Genomic DNA, 20,336 nt, shown 5'->3' on the forward strand with positions numbered 1-20,336 from the left:
TGCAAATACTCATAGGGCTGCTGGCCAAACGCCATGTCAGCCCTTGGTTCGTAGATTTATTGTGGCACTCGGTTTGTTGTTGCCTGAATCAGTTGCCCGGCAATTGAAAATGGCGGCGGTGTTAAAGGTAATTTGTCAAAGTCGAACCAATCAGCCGCCAGTATTTCTCTGCCATCGACCTGGATTTCACCAGAGTCCCATTCAGCCATATAGCCCATCATCAACGAATGGGGGAAGGGCCAGGGCTGGCTGGAGAAATAGCGCAGATTTTTTACCTTAATACCCACTTCTTCCATGATTTCTCTGTGCACTGCCTGTTCCAGGCTTTCTCCACTTTCGACAAAACCGGCCAGAGTGGAATACATGCCTTCTTTGTGATGCGCGCCTTGAGCGAGCAGGATTTGCTCGCCTTTACGCACCGCAACGATGATGCAGGGAGAAATGCGCGGATAACAGCGGTGCTGACAGCGATGGCAATGCATGGCTAGTTCCCAGTGTACCGCTTCCATGCGGCTGCCGCATTGTCCGCAAAATCGGTGAGTTCGCAGGAACAGCGCAACCTGCCAGGCTCTGGCCAGAATATTAAATGCATCACGGGCTTCGCTCATCAGGGCGGCTCTGAGGTTAATTAGTTCGATATTGTCCCGATCCGGCACTTCCTGCCCCAGATCAATCACGTAGCAATTTTGCTGGCGGTATTCTCCGACTTTAATCACGTCGTCTGCGTAGGCGGACAGGAAATGGAGCTCAGACCACTTTTGTTCGATAAGGCAGCTTTGTCCGCTTAGTTGCACCAACTTATCCTGAGAAAGGATAAGCCAATAGGCTTGTTCATCTTTGCTGGGGCGATGTTTCATATTTCACTACTTATGTGCGGCTTAAGAGGCGAGCATACCAGCTTGCGCATGGCTTGTCGGCGAGAGGACCGACGAGCTGAGTATAGCGCTTTTGCAATTGGGGCATTCTGATATACTGCATTTTACAATTGATTTACCTGAACCGTTGATGGGGACGGAGCGGGAGAATAACAATGCTAAATAAAGTAGAACAAGCCGAACAAAAATGGGGCGGGTCACACACCGCCATTGATAATTGGATTAATGCCCGCAAGTTGTTGCTGGTGGAATACTGCCGATTGGCGGGTTTGCCGCCATTTGATGCACAACGTCAGGCATTACCGGGTAAAGACGTCATCGAAACCTTCTGTGAAATGCTGATGGACTATGTGTCGGCAGGGCATTTTGAGTTTTACGACAAAATAGTTGAGGGTAGTCAGACCAATGGTGAGGGAAAATCCCTGGCGGATGAGGTTTATCCGCAGATTGCTGACACCACTGAAATGGCATTGAGCTTTAATGACAGTTATGCCGAGATTGACGATGACCATGATATGCAAGGCTTCGACAAACATTTGTCGGATTTAGGTCAGGCCATGGAAGCACGATTTGAGCTTGAAGACAGGTTGATTCAAACCTTGTATCACGACCATTTGTGAAGCATAAAAAAGGCGCCAATCAGGCGCCTTTTATGTTCAGGATGAACGGTATGCCGTGGGTTCATGGATGAGCAGGAACGGCGATGTTCAGGATGAACGGGACGAAAAACTGCTCCTGCGTTTTCGTCACTTCCGCCCTCCCTGGCGGTCGTATTCCGTGGGTTCAAGGATGAACAGGAACGGCCAGCTTGCCAAAACTAGCTCTTCTGACGACGCATGGCGTCAAAAAACTCATTGTTGGTTTTGGTCATCGACAGCTTGTCGATGAGGAATTCCATCGCATCAATTTCGGACATTTCATGTACGATCTTGCGCAGGATCCACATCTTTTGCAGCTCGTCCTGGGTAGTGAGAAGTTCCTCACGACGGGTACCAGAACGGTTAAAGTCGATGGCTGGGAATACACGTTTCTCTGCAATCTTACGATTCAGGTGTAGTTCCATGTTACCCGTACCTTTAAACTCTTCGTAGATAACCTCGTCCATCTTCGAACCGGTATCGATCAGTGCTGTAGCGATAATGGTCAGGCTGCCGCCTTCTTCAACATTACGGGCTGCACCGAAGAAACGCTTAGGTTTATGCAGGGCGTTGGCGTCTACACCACCGGTCAGGACTTTACCTGATGAAGGAATAACGGTGTTGTAAGCACGAGCCAGACGGGTAATAGAGTCAAGCAGAATGACCACGTCTTTTTTATGTTCAACCAGACGCTTAGCCTTTTCGATAACCATCTCGGCCACTTGCACGTGGCGGCTGGCTGGTTCATCGAAGGTCGAAGCGACCACTTCACCTTGCACCAAACGTTGCATCTCGGTAACTTCTTCCGGACGCTCGTCGATAAGCAATACCATCAACACACATTCGGGGTAGTTGGCGGCGATGCTCTGGGCAATGTTCTGCAGCAATAAGGTTTTACCGGCTTTGGGCGGGGCTACGATTAGACCACGTTGACCACGACCTATAGGTGAGGCCAAATCCAATACGCGGGCAGTGATATCTTCGGTACTGCCGTTACCACGTTCCATACGCAAACGCTCTTTGGCATGCAAAGGCGTCAGGTTTTCAAACAAAATTTTGTTGCGTGAGTTTTCCGGGCGATCGAAGTTAACTTCGCTGATTTTCAGCAGGGCAAAGTAACGCTCACTGTCTTTTGGCGGGCGAATTTTTCCTGAAATAGAATCGCCGGTACGCAGGTTAAAGCGTCGAATTTGGCTGGGCGAGACGTATATGTCGTCAGGGCCGGCCAAATAAGAGGAATCCGCTGAACGCAGAAAGCCAAAACCATCCTGCAATATTTCCAGTACCCCATCACCGAAAATGTCTTCACCACTTTTCGCATGGGCTTTGAGGATTGAGAAGATGATATCTTGTTTGCGGGCGCGGGCCATGTTTTCCAGGCCCATTTTTTCCGCCAGTTCTACCAGTTCGCTGACGGGTTTATTTTTGAGTTCCGTTAGGTTCATATCGGTGGGTCTTAATGATTGAAAATATGCTCTTAATGCAAGTGTGTTCAGACTTTTAAAGGGTCGTAAACGTCAGATTGCGTCGGTTTGACGCGAGGATTAAGCTCTGCGCTCCATGCGCCACCCGTCGAGCGGGCCGGCTGCGGCGATAACACTGTTCCAGACAGCCTTTCTGTTCGTATCGAATGGAATCGATGCTGAGAACGAAATCTAAGTTAGCACCAAAAATCAACAGCGTCTAGTAATCTTTCGCTGCTAATTTATTCATTCTCAGTGAATTTTTGCGCAAATTTGTGACGGCGCAGAAAAAAGCCCGGATTAGCCGGGCTTTTTAAATTAGATATTTTCTTTCAGGAATTCGGTCAGTTGCGTTTTAGATAGCGCGCCAACCTTGGTTGCCGCTACATTACCGCCTTTAAATAGCAGCAAAGTAGGGATACCACGAATACCATATTTAGGTGGAGTTTCAGTATTGTGGTCGACATTCAGCTTGGCAACTGTTAATTTGCCTTCGAATTCGCCAGCCACTTCATCTAGAATTGGCGCGATCATTTTGCACGGGCCACACCATTCCGCCCAGAAGTCAACTAATACAGGACCTTCGGCGTTGATAACATCAGCCTCAAAACTGTCATCAGTCAACTGGATAATTTTGTCGCTCATTCTCTTCTCCAAACTTGGCTGCCTCGGCAGAAAACACCTGGCAGGCGATTGTGGCTATTTATATAGAAACTGTTTTTTAATGCAAGCACTGATAAGCTATAAGCTATGCAAACAACTCATCTAACTGAAATACATTTTTCTGACCTGCCGATGCATGCGGACGTGATAAGCGCATTGTCAGCAGCAAACTTTCAACATTGTACACCGATTCAGGCGTTGAGCCTGCCTCCTTTGCTGGAGGGGCGTGATGTTGCAGGTCAGGCACAAACAGGGACGGGCAAGACAATAGCCTTCCTGACCGCAACTTTCCACCATCTATTGACTCATCCTCAGACTGAAAAAGCACAGCCACGGGCCATTATTATGGCACCAACCCGGGAGTTGGCGGTGCAGATTCATAAGGATGCCGAGCTGCTTAGTAAGCATACCGGAATTAGCCTAGGCCTTATCTATGGGGGCGAAGGTTACCAGAGTCAACGAGAGAGCTTGGAAAAAGGTGTCGATATCATCATTGGTACCACGGGGCGGATTATCGATTACTACAAGCAAGGCATTTTTAGTCTGAGTCATATTCAGGTTGCCGTGCTGGATGAAGCAGACAGGATGTTTGACCTGGGCTTTATCAAAGATATTCGCTATATGTTCCGTCGCATGCCAGCTCCTTCCGAACGCTTGAGCATGCTGTTCTCTGCCACCTTGTCCATGCGTGTACAAGAATTGGCTTACGAACATATGAACAGTCCTGTACATGTCCAGGTAGAGCCAGAGCAAATGACGGCCAGCAGGGTGAAAGAAGAACTATTCTACCCGTCCAACGACGACAAAATGTTGTTGTTGCTGACACTGCTGGAAGAAGAGTGGCCAGAAAAAGCCATAGTATTTGCCAATACCAAACATAGCTGTGAACACATCTTCGATTGGTTGCAGGCGGATGGTCATCGCGTTGGCTTGTTAAGTGGCGATGTTCCTCAGCACAAGCGATTACGTATTCTGGATGGCTTTAGTAAAGGCCAGTTGGATGTGTTAGTGGCTACCGATGTGGCAGCCAGGGGCTTGCATATTGAGAAAGTCACCCACGTATTCAACTACGATCTGCCGGATGATGCCGAAGACTATGTACACCGAATCGGTCGTACCGGTCGTGCGGGTAAGAGTGGCCATGCAATTAGTTTTGCTTGCGAAAAATATGCCCTCAATTTGCCTGCCATTGAAGAATATATACGCCATGCGATTCCGGTAACGGATTATGACCACAGCGCTCTGCTGGAAGATGTAAAAGCGCCGCGCCAGCAATATAAAAAGCGTATGCAAAGTGGTAAGAACCTGAGCAAAGGCAAGCCCAGGAGCAGAAGCCCAAGGAACCGATGAGAGAAGCGCCATTGACTACGCCGGAGTCTCAGCAGTATTACGCTGCGGTTGATCTCGGCTCGAACAGCTTCCACCTGATGGTGGTTCGGGTAGTTAATGGCTGTATTCATATTGTTGGCAAGGTAAAGCAGAAAGTTCGTTTAGCGGCGGGATTAGACCCTGAGTTTCAATTGGACGAACTTAGCATGGAGCGAGGCTGGAAATGCCTGGAAGCCTTTGCTGAGCGCTTACAGGATATTCCGGCTGCCAATATTCGGGTGGTAGCCACCGCCACTTTACGCCTGGCACGTAACGCCGAGCAGTTTATTCATAAAGCCGAGCGTATACTAGGACACCCAATCCAGGTTATCAGCGGTGAAGAAGAAGCCAAGCAAATCTATCTTGGTGTCGCTTATACCTCTGCAAATCAAGGCAACAGTCTGGTCATTGATATTGGCGGTGCCAGTACTGAAATTATCCTGGGTAAAGATTTCACGCCCAAGCAGCTCGTCAGTCTGAACATGGGGTGCGTGACCTTTATGGAGCGTTTTTTCCCAAATGGCGAGCTTAATCAGCAAAATTTTGATGCAGCACAGGATGCCGCCCGGGCACTGCTGTCTCCTGTTGCAGATAAATTCGTTGGATTTGAATGGCGGCAATGTCTGGGTGCATCTGGCACGCCACAGGCCATTACAGAAATCCTGGTTGCGCAGAATATCAACGATACTATTCGTCAGACTTACCTTGATGATCTGATGCAGCAATGCATTGAATCTGGCAATGTCAATCAGCTCGCTATTCATGGTTTATCAGAGGCAAGAAAGCCAGTATTTGCCAGCGGCTTGGCCATTCTTAAGGTGCTTTTTGAGCAACTTGGTATACAGCAAATGCAAATTGCTGGTGGTGCCCTGCGTGAAGGGCTGCTGTATGGCATGTTGGAGAATATTCACCATAATGATGTGCGCCAACAGACATTGGATGCAATGATTGAGCGTTTTCATATCGAGGAGGCGCAGGCCCACCGCGTTGCAGAAACGGCATTGATGCTGTTCCGGCAACTTCCTCACGACGAGCTCAGTTGCCAGTTAGATGCGGAGGCCGTGTTGTTGGCTGCCGCCAAACTGCATGAAATTGGTCTGCATATCGACTTCAAACATAGTCATCAACACGGCAAGTACATACTGTCACACATCAGCATGCCGGGCTTTACCAAGTTGCAGCAAGAATGTATTTGTACGCTAGTCGGAGCTCACCGACAGGAAGTGGATGGCAATAGCTTTAGCGCGTATCAGCAAGATGTCAGCGCCACGCTTACCCTGTTATGCAAGATTTTGCGTATTGCTCAGGTGCTATGTATTCGCCGCAAAGACAATCTGTTGCCGACTATAAAAATGCGCCATGATGAGCAAGGGCTTAGCTTGTATTTTCCCGCGGGATGGTTGAAAAAGCATCCGTTGTTAGACGCCGAACTGGCAAACGAAAAGTGGTTGCAGCATAAGACCGGCTGGTTGTTGAATATTGAGTAAAGCCGACATTCGTCGGCTTTACTTATTTGAATTACTTGGCTTTTTGCATGTAATCAATGGTTAGGTTAGTCAGTAGTTCAACACCCAGTTTCATACCAGATTCATCAATTTTGAACTCCGGAGTATGATGCGCAGGGGCCTGGTCTTCTGGCAAATCAAGGGGTTTACCCCCAACAAACAGATATAACCCTGGTACTTCTTTCTGGAAGAATGAAAAGTCTTCAGCACCAGTAACGGCTTTCACTTCTGCTACCTTTCCTTCTCCGGCAGTGCGGTGCAAAGTAGGCAGCATTTTATCCATCAATGCCGGATCGTTATAGGTTATGGGATAGCTGTCACCGTAAGGTAAGCTCACCTCTGCTTCAGCTCGCATACTCTGAGCAATATGAGTGGCTTTGCGATGTACCGCAGCATGCAGGGTTTCGCGCATGTCCTGATCCAATGTACGGATGGTACCTAGCAGTTCAACTTCGTTGGGAATGATATTGGTGCGGTTACCACCATGAATGGCGCCAACGGTAATGACGGCGGCTTCATCAATCAGTGGCAGCTCACGGCTAACGATAGTTTGCAGACCCATTACTACTTGTGCTGCGGTGACAACTGGGTCGACACTCAGCCAGGGATAGGCACCGTGGGCCTGCTTGCCCTTGATGACAATTTTATAGGGGTCAACCGCTGCCATAATGCCGCCGTGGCGATATTCCACCGTCCCCACATCGGTGTTGGAGCTGATATGCAGACCGAATACGACATCGACGCCTTTCATCACGCCTTCAGCCACCATCAGCTCAGCACCGCCTTTTTCACCCACTGGCGCGCCCTCCTCAGCCGGTTGGAAAACAAACTTTACCTTACCTGAGAGCTGAGATTTCATATCAGTGAGTATTTTGGCCGCACCCATCAGCATCGCCATGTGCGTGTCATGACCGCAGGCATGCATCACGGATACCGGGTTGCCGTTATATTCGCTGGTCGCTTTTGAACGAAAGGGTAAATCATTCTGCTCTTTTACCGGTAGACCATCCATATCCGCGCGCAGGGCGACCACAGGACCTGGTTTGCCTGAGTCCAGTATGGCCACCACCCCGGTGTGCGCGACCCCGGTTTGTACCTCAAGACCTAATCCTCGTAAGTACTTTTCAATATATTTGGCGGTTTCGAATTCCCGGTTGGACAATTCTGGGTGTTGATGAAAGTGCCGGCGCCATTCGATGACCTGAGGTTCTATGTCGCTGGCCTGCTTGCTTACCTGGTCAGCAGTGGCAAAACTGCTGATGCATAGCAGGGCAATGGCGGATAAGGCGGTTTTCATTATTATTCTCCTGTTTGTTGTGCTCCCACTTTAGAGTCACGCAACATATTTGGTCAATGCTGCTGGTCTCGGCTTTTAGTTTAAATATCAACAGCACAAAGAGATAAGTCAGGAAAAATATTCCCGATATTGGCGTTATTCTTAGAGAAATTGATGATGAAGGTGCTGCTCAGGTTACTGAGCCCAGGAGCGCTTAAAACGTTAGGGAGAAGGAAAAGTAGCGGCAATGGATATTGCCGCTACACAATGAGATCAGGCGCTGAGTCGACCTGTGACTAAATCCAGTAATGCCTGGGAGCGGACCTTTATACAGGCCTTCTGCTGTGGCAAATTTTCCCAGCCAGGGTAAGGGAAATGTCTCTGTCCTGGCGCCAGGGTCGTTTGGCCAATCGCTAGACCATCTGTCACTACCCGAATACGACCTTCTTCCATCTCGAACAATGTCGGGTCGAGCAGATAAGCGATGGTTGATGGGTCGTGAACCATACAGCCAGCAATACCCAGTGTTTGCTGATAAAAGTCGATATAAAAGCTGCAAGCCTGGCGCAGAAACTCGCCTTGGCGAGGATTTTTTTCCGCGATCTTCTGCATATCGTCTTGCTTAAGTAGCACCTGACTAGTGACATCCAGACCAATCATCACTACCGGCCATTCAGCAGCAAAGACTTTATCCGCTGCATGGGGGTCGCCCATAATATTGGCTTCTGCAACAGGGGACACATTACCGCAGTGGTGAATAGTGCCGCCCATTAGCACCACTTCTTTAACCAAGGCTGCTACATCGGGGGCTTTTTCCAGTACCCGGGCAATGTTAGTTAGTGGGCCCAAGGGTACCAGGGTGATCTCACCTGGATGTTTGCGCACCTGTTCGATAATGAAATCCACCGCGGACTGACTCTGCGCCTGCTTGCTGGATTTCGGCCAGTTGATATTGCCAAAGCCATCGTCACCATGCACAAAATCGGCATAAGGCGCAGGCGTGCGTGTCATAGGCACGGCTTCACCTTTGTATACCGGGATGTCATAAGATGCAAAGTCACTCAGGATCAGCGCATTGGTAGTGGCTTGTTCAACGGACACGTTACCAAAAATGGTGGTCAGACCCAGTACGTCCAGCTCGGGAGAATTGACTGCCATAATGATGGCTAGCGCGTCATCCACACCGGGATCGGTATCTATGATTATCTTTCTGCTCATGGAATTTCCTTAAATTTGTTCAGTAGGGTGCAATGCGGCAGTTTCAGGACTGTGTCGCCAGGAAGTCTGTAACCTCCTGCTGCACTGGTATAGAAGGAATTGCCCCGGCTCGGGTTACTGCAATGGCGGCGGCGGCACTGGCTTGGCGTAATGCTTCGGCAACAGGCTGTCCGGCGCTGATATTGGCCAGGAAGTAGCCGATAAAAGTATCGCCCGCAGCGGTAGTGTCTACTGCGTCAACCTTAAACGCCTTAACTTGGTGACGCTGAGAACCCTGGCAATGGCATGCTCCTGCTGATCCTAAGGTGATCAACAACGCCAGATTCGGTGCCATACGTTGCATTTGTGCAATTGCTGCGTCCAAATCGTCGGTGCCGGTTAGGTCTTGCGCCTCTATTTGGTTAACGATAAGCAGGTCGAGCGTATCCAACAACCTGAGGGTTAATTCTCTGTCCATGGGGGCCGGGTTAAAAGCGACTCGCATGCCTTTTTGCTTGGCTAACTCGGCGCTTTCAACAATCAGATTGGTCTCATTTTGCATCAGCAACCAATCCTGAGGTCCAGCGATTTGCAATTGCGCGGCTATCCACTGCATTTGCTGAGCGCGGTTTGCCCCTGCATGCAGAATAATGGCGTTCTCACCCTGCTCATCAATTTGGATCAAGGCATGGCCTGTCGCTTCTTGCTGGTGTTCGCTGATACCTGAGATATCAACGCCTAATTCTCTTAATTTTGCCGGGGCTGAATCGTTCAGGCCCACGCTGCCGATATGTACGATAGATGCACCGGCTTTGGCGGCCGCAACGGACTGGTTTGCACCTTTTCCGCCTAAATGTAATTGGTAAGAACTGGACATCAGGGTTTCACCGGGGCGGACAAAGTGTGACACCCGGTAGCAGTGATCCCAATTGATGGAACCCAGATTGTAAATGCTCATGGTTTTTACCCATATGACTTAGAAAGCACAATCTACCAGCGAAATGCGTCAATACCAACGACAAAAGGCGGATAACTGGTGTAATTGGCTGTGTATTAAGCGGTGTTCTGCCAGCGTTGAAATCGGCAAGCGATCTAGTCTTCTTTTTCTTTCGCTAAACGTTGAAGGACATGGCGAGCCAGTTTCAAAACCGCAATGGAAGGGGAGGTCGCACAGATTTTGGGGGAAAGCGGGTTCCCCCCAAGACGTGCTCACTTAGCGATCAGAATCGATATTTCAGGTTGGCTGTAATACTGCGCTGTGCGCCATAGAAACAATCCCCCCTGGCCAGACAAGAGGTTAATACGGTTTTATCTGTCAGGTTGTTGGCATGCAGACTAAGACTGTATTTTTCGAAATCATAACCAATCATGGCGTCAAACAGCGTGTAGCTTGGGGTTAGCAAAGGCTCATTAAGCACCAAACCATTTTGCTCAACATAAGCGCTGCCGTCTGATGTATTACCTACGAAACGTATGCCAGCGCCGAGTTTAAAGCCTTGCCATTGCTCTGGACGCCAGGTTGCCCACAAGGACGCCTGGTGATCAGGAGTGGCTGAAATAGTGGCACCCAACTCGCCTAATTTGTGACTTTTTGACACTTCAGCATCTGTGTAGGCATAGCTGGCGTAAATATCTAGTTCATCCCAAGCCAATTGCGCTTCCAGCTCTACTCCTTTTACTTCGACTTCACCTTGTTGCACCTGCCCATTGGGATCGATGATGTTGGCTTCATTGCGCTGTTCTGCGGTCAGAGAGGTGGTTCGGTTTTGCTCCTTAATCTGATACAGCGATGCGGTTAGTAAATGCTCGGTGCCGGCCGGCTGATACTTCAGACCTGTCTCCCACTGACGGCCCTGTAGCGGCACAAATGCATGACCATAGGCATCATTGCCGAGTAGCGGTGAAAAAGACTCGCTGTAACTGATGTAGGGCGAGATTCCGTTGTCAAACAAATACATCAGTCCCAGGCGACCAGTAGTAGCATACTGATAGTCGGAGTTGCCTGACTGAGGTGAAGTGATGGCTTTGTCACGTCGTAAAGCAGCAGAGACCAACCATTTATCCGCAATTTTCATGTTGTCCTGAACATACAATCCCAACTGATAGTTCTTGCTAAATGGACCGTCATTTAGTTGGTCTGTGTCTGGCAAATTTGTGACGTTACCGTATTCCGGTGCGTATAAATCCAGTGGGCCGCCTCCGCCAGCAATATACAATTGGTCGGCGTCTGTTTTGGCGTGCTGGTAGTTCAGCCCCAAGACAACCTGATGCTCGATGTTGCCTGTGTAAAACCAGCCATGCAGTTGCATATCGCTGGTCACCGAGATAGCGCTGTTATCCGACATGGAGATAGAGCGAATGACGGTACGGTTGTCGTCCTGAAATACCGGCGGCCAGGCGTACATAGTGCGGTAGTCTGCGTGACTGTCACTGTATCTGGAGGCAAGACGTAAGCGCCAGTCCTGATTCAGGTCGTGCTCAATAATGGCGGTGACTGACTGTTGTTCCGTGTCGTAGCGGTCGAATCCAGGCTCTGACACAAAGCGATGACTGGGTATCTGGCCAAACTCGTTGTCCAGTAATGTGCCCTGGTGGGGGAAAAACTGGGTACTTGAACCGGATTCATTCTTTTGCCAGTTGCCGAGCAACGTCAGCTTGGTTTGGTCGGTGGCCTGCCAGCTAACTGAGGGGGCGAAGATCAGACTGTTATCGTCGACATAATCGGTTTGTGTATCGCTGTCGCGCCAAACACCAATAACTCTGCCTAGCAACGCTTCGTCATCGGTTAACGAGCCGGTGAAGTCCAAAGCCGCCTGCTTGCGGTTATGGTTACCCATTTGCGCCCAGAATTCCCCTTGTGTTTCGGGCTGTGGGCGTTTACTGACAAGGTTAACGATACCGCCGGTGGAACCTTGACCATAAAGTACTGAAGAGGGGCCCTTGAGTATTTCTATTTGGCTGAGCGAGAACGGATTGAGTCTGACGTTATTGTAGTAACCAAAAATAGCGCGTAAGCCATCGATATATTGAACCGGTGCAGTGGCGCGAATTTGTGCCCAATCACCTCGCGTGTCTACCCCATAAGGACCGTTATACAGACCTGCCACATACCCCATGGCATCCTGAATGGTATAGGCGCCTAAATCATCCAAACGTTCGGGGGTGAGTACTGACACAGACAGCGGCGTTTCAATAATGGGCGTATCAGATTTTGCACCCGTTGCACTGACATAAGAAATCAGACCGCGTTTGCTTTTAACCGTGATGGTTTCGACCTCTTTTTCCCGGCTTGATTGAGGCTCTTCCGCTGCGTATAGAAAAGAAGGAAGTGCAGCCATTACTAAGGCCGTTGATAGTCTGTTCAGTTTCATGTGTTGTCCCGGTTATGAAAAGCGCACACATTCTATTTGAAAATCACTCTCATTTAAATGCTATTGATAGCAATTATCATTTGGTTTAATGTTGCTGGCATAACTCAATCCCGAGACTATGGAATGTTGAAGCTTAGCAACCGCTTCTGGTTTGTTTTACATGGCTGGCTGTCGTTACCAATATGGCTGGTGTTTTGTTTTGTTTGTCTGACCGGCACTATCGCCGTATTCAGCCATGAGCTGACCTGGCTGACTAACTCCGCGGCGCGTGCTAATAATCCAGACAACGTACCGGCTCTGTCAGCCGCAGTATTAGTGGAAAAAGTTCAGCAGGCTTACCCAACTGCCGATGTAGGCACTGTGATGGTATTTGAACCTTATCTGGTCAACGCAGTGGTGTTTACCGACCATGACAAGCCCCAAGCCATTGCCTACGTCAACCAATACAGCGGCGAAATCCAGTCTGTGGAACAGGGCATTACCTTTATTGGATTTATGCGGGCGCTGCACGGTTGGCTGATGTTCCCCTGGCATGGTTCCTACAGTATCGGCTATTACCTGGTTAGCGGCATGGCGGTGTTGATGCTGGGATCACTGATCACCGGGCTGGTGGTCTACAAACATTTCTGGCGCGCTTTTACCCAGCCTAAAATAAGGACCCAACAAGGCCAGCGCACTTTGCTGGCCGATTTACATCGCCTGGCCGGGGTCTGGTCCATCTGGTTTTTGCTGGTTATGAGCCTGACCGGCCTGTGGTATCTGATTCAGGCAATCTTCTGGCATGCTGATATCGATATTGAACCGCATCCGCCGTTAGTGAATGTTGCGCAACTGCCTGCCCCAGGCAGTGAGGATCTGGCCCGGCCGGTTAGCTTTGCACAGGCGCTGGAGAAGGTTCAGCAGCTTTATCCTGACTTCAAACCCGCGTATTTACACTTGCCTGAACATAACCGTGATATGTATATCCTCAGCGGCGGCGGTGACCATGTGTTTTATGACCAATATGCCTATCGGGCCAGTATTAATCCTTGGACGGGGGAGGTGGCTTCCAGCCGCTCACCTGAGCAAATGACAGTGCTGCAAACCCTCACCTACATTGCTGATCCGCTGCATTACGGCACCATTGGCGGTATCTGGACCAAGATAATCTGGTTTGTGTTTGGCTTGGTGCTGACAGGTATGTCTATAACCGGCTTTATGATGTGGGGACTCCGTACTTTTAAAGGCGCTGCCAAAGTGCGTAAGGCCGTGGATATCGATGAACTGGGGGAGACAGTCTGATGGCAAGAGTGCAGAATACCTTTTGGCAACGTAATAAATTTAAACTCAGTGGCTTAATACTGATATTGCCTTTCTGGTACTTGTATCAGGGGATGTATCCGGTTTTTCCGCCAGCGCTGGAAACCCAGCAACTGGGGCCTTTTGTCGTAACACCTATGCCCTTTGATCATAACCCGGCCTATGCGCATCATGATGAATACGTAAAAGACTTCTTGCTGACCTTTGAACAAGGGAATGTGGCCCAGGTTCGTCAGGCTTATCTGAATATTGGCCCACAACCACTGGCACTGGATTCGTTGCAGCAGGGGGAGTCTGGTATTTTGCATGGCAGTCGGCATGGCCAGCATGTGCATGGTATTGCTAAGGCCAGCTTCGATAACAACGACAGAATATGGCTGACCATTGAGGATTGGCAGGGACAGCGCTATCAGGCAGTCTGGCCTTTACCCAGCGAGTTGTTGCAACCCTAGCGGATGGCAAAGAGGCTCGGTAAACTGTGGCCCTTTCGTCAACAAGGAAATGTTAGATGTCGCAGATTGCCATTTCCCTGGCAATATCGTGATCTTGCCGCAGCTATTTTTGCTCAGAATATGTCTCGGCCATTTACACTAAGGCAGACCGTGATCTGGATATTCTGTATCCCAATCATTTCACCTCGTCACAGGCAATTGGCCAGTCCAAATTACTCGAAAAAGTAGGACGCCTGCGTCGAGGGCTTATTTGCCCGAAGCACCCTGGTAACCCCAGCGGGCCATTAATTGCTGGTCCAAACCTAAGTGGTCGAGAATACGGGCCACCACAAAGTCCACCAGATCGCCAATGGATTGCGGTTGATGATAAAAGCCCGGGCTGGCCGGCATGATGGTGGCGCCCAGATTAGACAGTTTAAGCATATTTTCCAGGTGCAGGCTGGATAAGGGCATTTCTCTGGGAACCAGAATTAACTGGCCCCTTTCCTTAAGTACCACATCCGCGGCCCGTTCAATCAAATTGTCGCTGGCACCCACCGCAATGGCTGACAAGGTGCCGGTAGAGCAGGGACATACCACCATTTGCTTGGGGGCGGCGGAGCCTGAGGCCACAGGCGAGAACCATTCATCTTTGCCAAATACCCTGATTTGCTCTGGTTGGGCCTGATAACGTTCAATCAGCCAGGCCGCGGCTGCATCTGGCTTGGCCGGGATCTGCAGGTTTTCTTCGGTGGCTAACACCACTTTGGCGGCCGAGGATATCAGCACAAACACTTGGCAATTGGCTTTTACCAGCACGTCCAGCAGGCGCAAGGCATAAGGCGCACCCGAGGCGCCGGTAATAGCCAGAGTAATCTGTCGGTCAAAGGCCATGCTGGTCCTCCAATGCGTTAAGTAGCTTCTGATGCAGACCGCCAAAACCGCCATTACTCATCACCAGAATGTGGTCGCCCGGCCTGGCGTCGCGGATGATGGCCGCTTGCAGTGCATCCAGATCGTTGTACACCTGGCTGGGCACGGCGCTGGCCTGGCAACTTTGCTGCAACGACCAGCGCAGCCCTTCGGGTTCAAATATAAAGGCGCTGTCTGCTTGTTGCCAGGCATTTGCCAACTGGTCTTTAAATACACCTTGCTTCATGGTGTTGGAACGGGGTTCCAGCACGGCCAGAATACGGGCAGTGCCAACTTTGGCGCGCAGTCCGGCGATGGTCATGGCGATGGCGGTAGGGTGATGGGCAAAATCGTCGTATAAGGTGATATCTGCCACCTTGCCTTTGACTTCCATGCGGCGTTTAACGTTTTTAAAACTGTTCAATGCTTCTATGGCTAAAGCAGGTTGTACACCAGCATGGCGGGCGGCAGCCACCGCCATCAGGGCATTTTGGCGATTGTGTTCGCCTTGCAACAGCCAGTCCACCCGGCCTTGTTTAACGCCATTAAGCAGGATATCGAAGCTACTGCCATCGGTTGAAACTTCAGCCAGTTGCCATTCTTTGCCGGTGCGCTGAATAGGTGTCCAGCAACCCATTTGCAAGCAGTGCTCAACATTGTGGTCTTGAGCTGGAGAAATAACCAGGCCATTGCCCGGCACCATACGCAGCAGGTGATGAAACTGCTTTTGAATTGCTGCCAGGTTGTCGAAGATATCGGCGTGGTCGAATTCCAGATTGTTGATAATCAGGGTGCGAGGGCGGTAATGAACAAACTTGGAACGTTTGTCGAAAAAGGCACTGTCGTATTCATCTGCCTCTATCACAAAAAAGGGTGAATCGCCCAGGCGAGCGGATATACCAAAGTTTTCCGGTACGCCGCCAATCAAGAATCCGGGATTTAGCCCGGCATATTCCAGAACCCAGGCCAGCATACTGGACGTGGTGGTTTTGCCATGAGTGCCGGACACCGCCAGTACCCAGCGGTCTTTGAGCAGATTCTCCAGCAGCCATTGTGGGCCGCTGGTGTAGGGCAGATTGCGATCCAGCACATATTCTACGGCCGGATTGCCGCGGCTCATGGCATTGCCTATTACGACCAAATCCGGCGCCGGCTCCAACTGGGCTGGGTCATAGCCTTGGGTAAGGCTGATGCCCAGTTGTTCAAGCTGGGTACTCATGGGCGGATAAACGTTGGCGTCAGAGCCGGTTACGTGATGGCCGAGCGCTTTGGCCAGTGCAGCGATACCGCCCATAAAGGTGCCGCAAATGCCGAGAATATGTATATGCATAATAAACAGGTCAATTCGAATCTGCGCCAAGCCTATCAGAAAGTTCGACTTTGAATAATACCTGTGTCCCTGCCCGGCGACATCTGTGGTCAAACTGGTTACAATAAAAGAACAAAAATAAAAACAAAGCCCTACGGCGTAAATCCAGGGGCAGTCCCTACATCAATATAAGTTCTCTAAGGTCTGAAGTTTATGAAACGACTCAACACACAATTACAGGAAGACGGTTGCCCCCTCGAGTTGATTCTGCTGATCCGCACCTTGTTGGCGGCGTGCAAGGAAATCTCGTTCCGGGTTAGCCAAGGCGCACTGGCCGGGGTGCTGGGCTCAACTCTGAGTGACAACGTACAGGGTGAGCGGCAGAAAAAGCTGGATGTGATCTCCAACCAGATCCTCAAGGATATCCTCAGCGAGTCAGGTTATGTCAAAGCCATTTCTTCCGAAGAAGAAGACAATGTGATTGGCTGTAACCCAGATGGTAAATACCTGATCAGCTTTGATCCACTGGATGGCTCTTCCAACACCGACATCAACAGCCTGATTGGTACTATTTTCTCTGTGATGCATGCACCGCAATGGATGGAACCTGATGACCCTTCTGCCTTCCTGCAGCCGGGTACACAACAGGTGGCAGCGGGCTATGTGTTATACGGCCCATCTACCATGCTGGCGATGACCACAGGTCGCGGTACGCATTTATATACCCTGGACAAAACCCACGGTGGCTTCCTGCTGACCCGCAACAATGTGCAGGTACCTAAAGAAACCCAGGAATTTGCTATCAACACCTCTAACCAGCGTCATTGGGAACCTTGCATGCAAGAGTACGTGGCTGATCTGCTGGCCGGTGATCAGGGCCCCAGAGGTAAGAATTACAACATGCGCTGGGTAGCGGCGATGGTGGGTGATATTCACCGGGTGCTGTGTCGGGGCGGTATTTTCGCGTACCCCTGGGATAACCGTGAGCCGAACAAGCCAGGTAAGCTGCGCCTGATGTATGAAGCAAATCCTATGGCGTTCCTGATGGAACAAGCTGGTGGCGGCGCATCAACCGGTCGTGGCCGTATTCTGGAAGTGATGCCAACAGATATTCACCAACGCGTCCCCGTGCTGCTTGGCTCAGCCGACGAAGTACAAGCCTGCGTTAGCTACTATAAAGACTGAGTGGGCAATGCCCACTCCTGTTTAAAGCTGGTGGTTAGGCCTGTTTTTTCTCCAGCCTAACCACCTCGGCTTTTTCTTCTTCCAGCAGGCTGGCCGCTGTGTTGCCCTTCAATAACCTTGCTACCGCATCTTTGTTCTGCGACAACATAATGGACAGATCTTCCATGACTGACTCTTCCAGCTTAACGCCCTTGGCCTGCATGTAGTCAGCCAGATTGTCGGCAACATCCAGCATCTTGTCATAGAGATCCGCTTCTTTCTTGTCTGTTGTCACCAGCTTCTCTACCCCTTTGTGTTCAACCACGTAGCGAATAATTATGGCCATCGTTGTCTCCTGATTGGGAAGTGTTTTAACTAGATTCGGAATTAGGCTAACAATTAACTGTATGCATGTACAGTATTTTGTGGATGAAATTTTCAGCCTCTGTTAACTGGTGCAATTTGTGATGTGGTGGGAATAAATCACAAGGGCCGCATAAGCGGCCCTTGTGGCGTTGCATTACAACAGTGGTGCGATAACCAGACTCACAATGGCCATCACGTTGATCAGTATATTCATGGCCGGGCCGGATGTATCTTTGAAAGGGTCGCCCACAGTGTCACCTACCACGACCGCAGCGTGCACGGGTGAGCCTTTTCCGCCATGATTGCCTTTTTCCACGTACTTTTTAGCGTTGTCCCAGGCACCACCGGCATTTGCCATCATCAGTGCCAAAAGTACGCAGCCAAGCAAAGCGCCACCTAACATACCGCCCAAAGCATGGGGGCCGATGCCAAAACCTACCAAAGGGGGCACAGCAACCGCCAGCACACCAGGTAGGATCATTTTCTTCAGGGCTGCGGTGGTGGCGATATCCACACAGCGGGCGGTGTCGGGTTTGGCTTCGCCTTCCATCAGGCCCTTGATTTCACGGAACTGACGGCGAATTTCATGGATCATCTCAAAGGCGGCATCGCCAACGGCGGTCATGGTTATTGAAGCAATCAGGAAAGGCAGAATGCCGCCAATAAACATGCCGACTAATACCTCGGGATTACCCAAATGCAAGGTAAAGCCGGGATAATGGTGGGTCATGGTTTCCACAAAGGCTGCAATTATCGCCAGCGCTGCCAGGGCGGCAGCGCCTATGGCAAAGCCTTTACCGATGGCGGCGGTGGTATTGCCCAGTTCATCCAAAGAATCGGTAATATCACGGGTTTCTTTGCCAAGGCCGCCCATTTCTGCGATGCCGCCGGCATTATCAGCAACCGGGCCATAGGCATCGATAGCCATGGTGATACCTACGGTGGCCAGCATACCCACAGCAGCAATGCCCACGCCATAGAGGCCAGAGAGGCTGGTGGAGATAAAGATGATGGCACTTAAGGTGAGCACCGGGACCACCACGGACTGCATGCCTACCGACAAGCCGGTGATCATCACAGTAGCCGGACCGGTTTCACCGGATTTGGCAATCTTACGCACCGGGGCGGCGGCAGTGTAATACTCGGTGACCAGGCCGATGATAATGCCGCCTACGGCACCTGTTACCACTGAACACCAGACATGGTAGTCAATGCCCACCTGCTGCACCACGAAGTAGGCGGCAACCACAAACAGTACGGCCGCACCAATAGTGCCAGCACGCAGGGCAACATCCGGCTTACTGGCTGACATGGCTTTGACCAGTAAAATGCCCAGCACAGAGCAGAGTAATCCAGTAGATGCCAGGGCCAGGGGCAGGAACATCAGGGATTCGCGGCTGCCCAGATTGCCTAAAACCATAGTGGAGGCAATGGCTATAGTGGCAATCATGGCACCGCAGTAAGACTCAAAGATATCCGAGCCCATGCCTGCTACATCGCCGACGTTGTCACCCACGTTGTCGGCAATTACCCCAGGATTACGTGGGTCGTCTTCTGGAATACCGGCTTCAATTTTACCCACTAGGTCGGCACCCACATCGGCACTCTTAGTGAAAATGCCACCACCGACCCGCGAGAACAGTGCCACACTGGATGCGCCCATACCAAAACCGTGGATAACGTGGGCAGTGGCTGGGTCACCGCCAAACATCCAGTACAGCATACCCAAGCCCAGCAGCCCCATGGACGCTACACAGAGTCCCATAATAGAGCCGCCCATAAAGGCCACGGACAAGGCCGAAGCCGCACCCTGGTCGTGGGCGGCCTGCGTGGTGCGCACGTTGGCCTTAGTGGCGGTAAACATACCAATGTAACCGGCTAAGGCTGAGCACACGGCACCCACAGTGAAGGCGAGCGCGGTATTCGCGCCCAGTGAGAGATAAAGGGCGATACCCAGTACCAGAGCAAAGATAAACAGCATTTTGTATTCACGGTGCATAAACACCATGGCGCCGAGATGGATTTGGTCAGCAATGCCAGCGATAGCCTCATTGGTGACCGGAATACGTTTAATCAGCAGATAAATGATAAAGGCGAAGGCCAGGCCTACCAGACCTAACACGGGCGGCAAATAGAATAGTTCAGTCATAACTTCCCCAAAATTGAACAGGACATAGCCTGCACAAAGTGCTGGCTATGCAATAGCGGGGCCTGGCTACAACCTCAACAAAGTAGTTAACCCCTTTGTTTTTACTTGGCTTTTTAGCATCAGTCGAAACCACTATAGACGCCTGACAATAGCTTGTCAGCAAGTATTGGTGATTTTTGCCAGAATCAAGGTGAGTAAGGAATCCAAGGTGAAAGGTTGGAAAGCAAGCCGCATAAGGCAAGCAACGTTAGACCATAGTGGCAATGCATAGCGGCATGAAGGGCGGCTAATATGCCTGCAAACTGTTTATTTGCTGCTTAAAAAACGTATAATCCGCGGCACTTCCCGTT

General features: G+C 50.5%; 17 protein-coding genes. 6 read left to right on the forward strand and 11 right to left on the reverse strand.

The window, feature by feature from the left end; genetic code table 11:
- Window positions 1-56: 56 nt before the first annotated feature.
- Complete coding sequence (nudC, locus tag J0A65_RS05230; protein ID WP_206593073.1) at window positions 57-857, reverse strand: NAD(+) diphosphatase; 801 nt, start codon at window positions 855-857, stop codon at window positions 57-59.
- A 173-nt stretch (window positions 858-1,030) separates the two neighbouring features.
- Here nudC and rsd point away from each other — a divergent pair, with 173 nt between their 5' ends.
- A complete protein-coding gene (gene rsd / locus J0A65_RS05235; RefSeq protein ID WP_206593074.1) occupies window positions 1,031-1,495 on the forward strand; it encodes a sigma D regulator in 465 nt (154 codons plus the stop codon).
- Window positions 1,496-1,692: 197 nt separating this feature from the next.
- Here rsd and rho read toward each other — a convergent pair whose 3' ends face one another.
- Both rho and trxA read right to left on the reverse strand, forming a co-directional pair.
- Window positions 1,693-2,958: a transcription termination factor Rho gene (rho, locus tag J0A65_RS05240; protein WP_102794530.1), complete on the reverse strand. Its 1,266-nt coding sequence runs from the start codon at window positions 2,956-2,958 to the stop codon at window positions 1,693-1,695.
- A 336-nt stretch (window positions 2,959-3,294) separates the two neighbouring features.
- The gene (gene trxA / locus J0A65_RS05245; RefSeq protein WP_206593075.1) at window positions 3,295-3,621 is read right to left on the reverse strand and encodes a thioredoxin TrxA; all 327 of its coding nucleotides are present in this window, start codon (window positions 3,619-3,621) and stop codon (window positions 3,295-3,297) included.
- 105 nt (window positions 3,622-3,726) lie between these two features.
- On the opposite strand from trxA, the gene rhlB reads away from it, so the two are divergent.
- Window positions 3,727-4,989, forward strand: a complete 1,263-nt coding sequence (rhlB, locus tag J0A65_RS05250) for an ATP-dependent RNA helicase RhlB (RefSeq protein ID WP_206593076.1) — start codon at window positions 3,727-3,729, stop codon at window positions 4,987-4,989.
- Window positions 4,986-6,494: a Ppx/GppA phosphatase family protein gene (locus J0A65_RS05255; RefSeq protein WP_206593077.1), complete on the forward strand. Its 1,509-nt coding sequence runs from the start codon at window positions 4,986-4,988 to the stop codon at window positions 6,492-6,494. Before rhlB ends, J0A65_RS05255 begins: the two co-directional genes overlap by 4 nt.
- A 31-nt stretch (window positions 6,495-6,525) precedes the next feature.
- Here the strand turns inward: J0A65_RS05255 and J0A65_RS05260 are convergent, their stop codons facing one another.
- The 4 genes from J0A65_RS05260 to J0A65_RS05275 all read right to left on the reverse strand — a co-directional run bounded on the left by J0A65_RS05260 (window position 6,526) and on the right by J0A65_RS05275 (window position 12,356).
- Window positions 6,526-7,809: an amidohydrolase gene (locus J0A65_RS05260; protein WP_206593078.1), complete on the reverse strand. Its 1,284-nt coding sequence runs from the start codon at window positions 7,807-7,809 to the stop codon at window positions 6,526-6,528.
- A 252-nt stretch (window positions 7,810-8,061) separates the two neighbouring features.
- A complete protein-coding gene (locus J0A65_RS05265) occupies window positions 8,062-9,006 on the reverse strand; it encodes a nucleoside hydrolase (RefSeq protein WP_206593079.1) in 945 nt (314 codons plus the stop codon).
- A 43-nt stretch (window positions 9,007-9,049) separates the two neighbouring features.
- The gene (locus tag J0A65_RS05270) at window positions 9,050-9,943 is read right to left on the reverse strand and encodes a ribokinase (RefSeq protein ID WP_206593080.1); all 894 of its coding nucleotides are present in this window, start codon (window positions 9,941-9,943) and stop codon (window positions 9,050-9,052) included.
- Between the two features lie 262 nt (window positions 9,944-10,205).
- Entirely contained in the window at window positions 10,206-12,356 is a 2,151-nt protein-coding gene (locus J0A65_RS05275; RefSeq protein WP_206593081.1) for a TonB-dependent siderophore receptor, read from the reverse strand.
- Window positions 12,357-12,479: 123 nt separating this feature from the next.
- Between J0A65_RS05275 and J0A65_RS05280 the strand changes: the two genes are divergently transcribed.
- Complete coding sequence (locus J0A65_RS05280) at window positions 12,480-13,637, forward strand: PepSY-associated TM helix domain-containing protein (protein WP_206593082.1); 1,158 nt, start codon at window positions 12,480-12,482, stop codon at window positions 13,635-13,637.
- Entirely contained in the window at window positions 13,637-14,107 is a 471-nt protein-coding gene (locus tag J0A65_RS05285) for a hypothetical protein (RefSeq protein WP_206593083.1), read from the forward strand. The genes J0A65_RS05280 and J0A65_RS05285 overlap by 1 nt, the downstream gene beginning before the upstream one ends.
- 246 nt (window positions 14,108-14,353) lie before the next feature.
- Here J0A65_RS05285 and J0A65_RS05290 read toward each other — a convergent pair whose 3' ends face one another.
- Window positions 14,354-14,980 carry a flavin prenyltransferase UbiX gene (locus tag J0A65_RS05290; protein WP_206593084.1) on the reverse strand — a complete coding sequence of 209 codons (627 nt, stop codon included), beginning with the start codon at window positions 14,978-14,980 and terminating at the stop codon, window positions 14,354-14,356.
- Window positions 14,970-16,328, reverse strand: a complete 1,359-nt coding sequence (mpl, locus tag J0A65_RS05295; protein WP_206593200.1) for a UDP-N-acetylmuramate:L-alanyl-gamma-D-glutamyl-meso-diaminopimelate ligase — start codon at window positions 16,326-16,328, stop codon at window positions 14,970-14,972. Before mpl ends, J0A65_RS05290 begins: the two co-directional genes overlap by 11 nt.
- 192 nt (window positions 16,329-16,520) lie before the next feature.
- Here mpl and J0A65_RS05300 point away from each other — a divergent pair, with 192 nt between their 5' ends.
- Entirely contained in the window at window positions 16,521-17,492 is a 972-nt protein-coding gene (locus J0A65_RS05300) for a class 1 fructose-bisphosphatase (protein ID WP_206593085.1), read from the forward strand.
- A 34-nt stretch (window positions 17,493-17,526) separates the two neighbouring features.
- On the opposite strand, the gene J0A65_RS05305 is transcribed toward J0A65_RS05300, so the two are convergent.
- A complete protein-coding gene (locus J0A65_RS05305; protein WP_206593086.1) occupies window positions 17,527-17,817 on the reverse strand; it encodes a YebG family protein in 291 nt (96 codons plus the stop codon).
- A 174-nt stretch (window positions 17,818-17,991) separates the two neighbouring features.
- Entirely contained in the window at window positions 17,992-19,986 is a 1,995-nt protein-coding gene (locus J0A65_RS05310; protein ID WP_206593087.1) for a sodium-translocating pyrophosphatase, read from the reverse strand.
- Between the last annotated feature and the right edge of the window lie 350 nt (window positions 19,987-20,336).

It is taken from the genome of Bowmanella yangjiangensis (genome assembly GCF_017255015.1).
GTDB classification, from domain to species: Bacteria; Pseudomonadota; Gammaproteobacteria; order Enterobacterales; family Alteromonadaceae; genus Bowmanella; species Bowmanella yangjiangensis.

Coding starts and splice junctions, on each gene's coding strand:
- J0A65_RS05300 (WP_206593085.1), top strand. CDS start 16,521: ATGAAACGACTCAACACACAATTACAGGAAGACGGTTGCCCCCTCGAG.
- J0A65_RS05265 (WP_206593079.1), bottom strand. CDS start 9,006: ATGAGCAGAAAGATAATCATAGATACCGATCCCGGTGTGGATGACGCG.
- J0A65_RS05255 (WP_206593077.1), top strand. CDS start 4,986: ATGAGAGAAGCGCCATTGACTACGCCGGAGTCTCAGCAGTATTACGCT.
- J0A65_RS05310 (WP_206593087.1), bottom strand. CDS start 19,986: ATGACTGAACTATTCTATTTGCCGCCCGTGTTAGGTCTGGTAGGCCTG.
- rsd (WP_206593074.1), top strand. CDS start 1,031: ATGCTAAATAAAGTAGAACAAGCCGAACAAAAATGGGGCGGGTCACAC.
- J0A65_RS05275 (WP_206593081.1), bottom strand. CDS start 12,356: ATGAAACTGAACAGACTATCAACGGCCTTAGTAATGGCTGCACTTCCT.
- J0A65_RS05270 (WP_206593080.1), bottom strand. CDS start 9,943: ATGAGCATTTACAATCTGGGTTCCATCAATTGGGATCACTGCTACCGG.
- J0A65_RS05290 (WP_206593084.1), bottom strand. CDS start 14,980: ATGGCCTTTGACCGACAGATTACTCTGGCTATTACCGGCGCCTCGGGT.
- J0A65_RS05305 (WP_206593086.1), bottom strand. CDS start 17,817: ATGGCCATAATTATTCGCTACGTGGTTGAACACAAAGGGGTAGAGAAG.
- nudC (WP_206593073.1), bottom strand. CDS start 857: ATGAAACATCGCCCCAGCAAAGATGAACAAGCCTATTGGCTTATCCTT.
- trxA (WP_206593075.1), bottom strand. CDS start 3,621: ATGAGCGACAAAATTATCCAGTTGACTGATGACAGTTTTGAGGCTGAT.
- rhlB (WP_206593076.1), top strand. CDS start 3,727: ATGCAAACAACTCATCTAACTGAAATACATTTTTCTGACCTGCCGATG.
- mpl (WP_206593200.1), bottom strand. CDS start 16,328: ATGCATATACATATTCTCGGCATTTGCGGCACCTTTATGGGCGGTATC.
- J0A65_RS05260 (WP_206593078.1), bottom strand. CDS start 7,809: ATGAAAACCGCCTTATCCGCCATTGCCCTGCTATGCATCAGCAGTTTT.
- J0A65_RS05280 (WP_206593082.1), top strand. CDS start 12,480: ATGTTGAAGCTTAGCAACCGCTTCTGGTTTGTTTTACATGGCTGGCTG.
- J0A65_RS05285 (WP_206593083.1), top strand. CDS start 13,637: ATGGCAAGAGTGCAGAATACCTTTTGGCAACGTAATAAATTTAAACTC.
- rho (WP_102794530.1), bottom strand. CDS start 2,958: ATGAACCTAACGGAACTCAAAAATAAACCCGTCAGCGAACTGGTAGAA.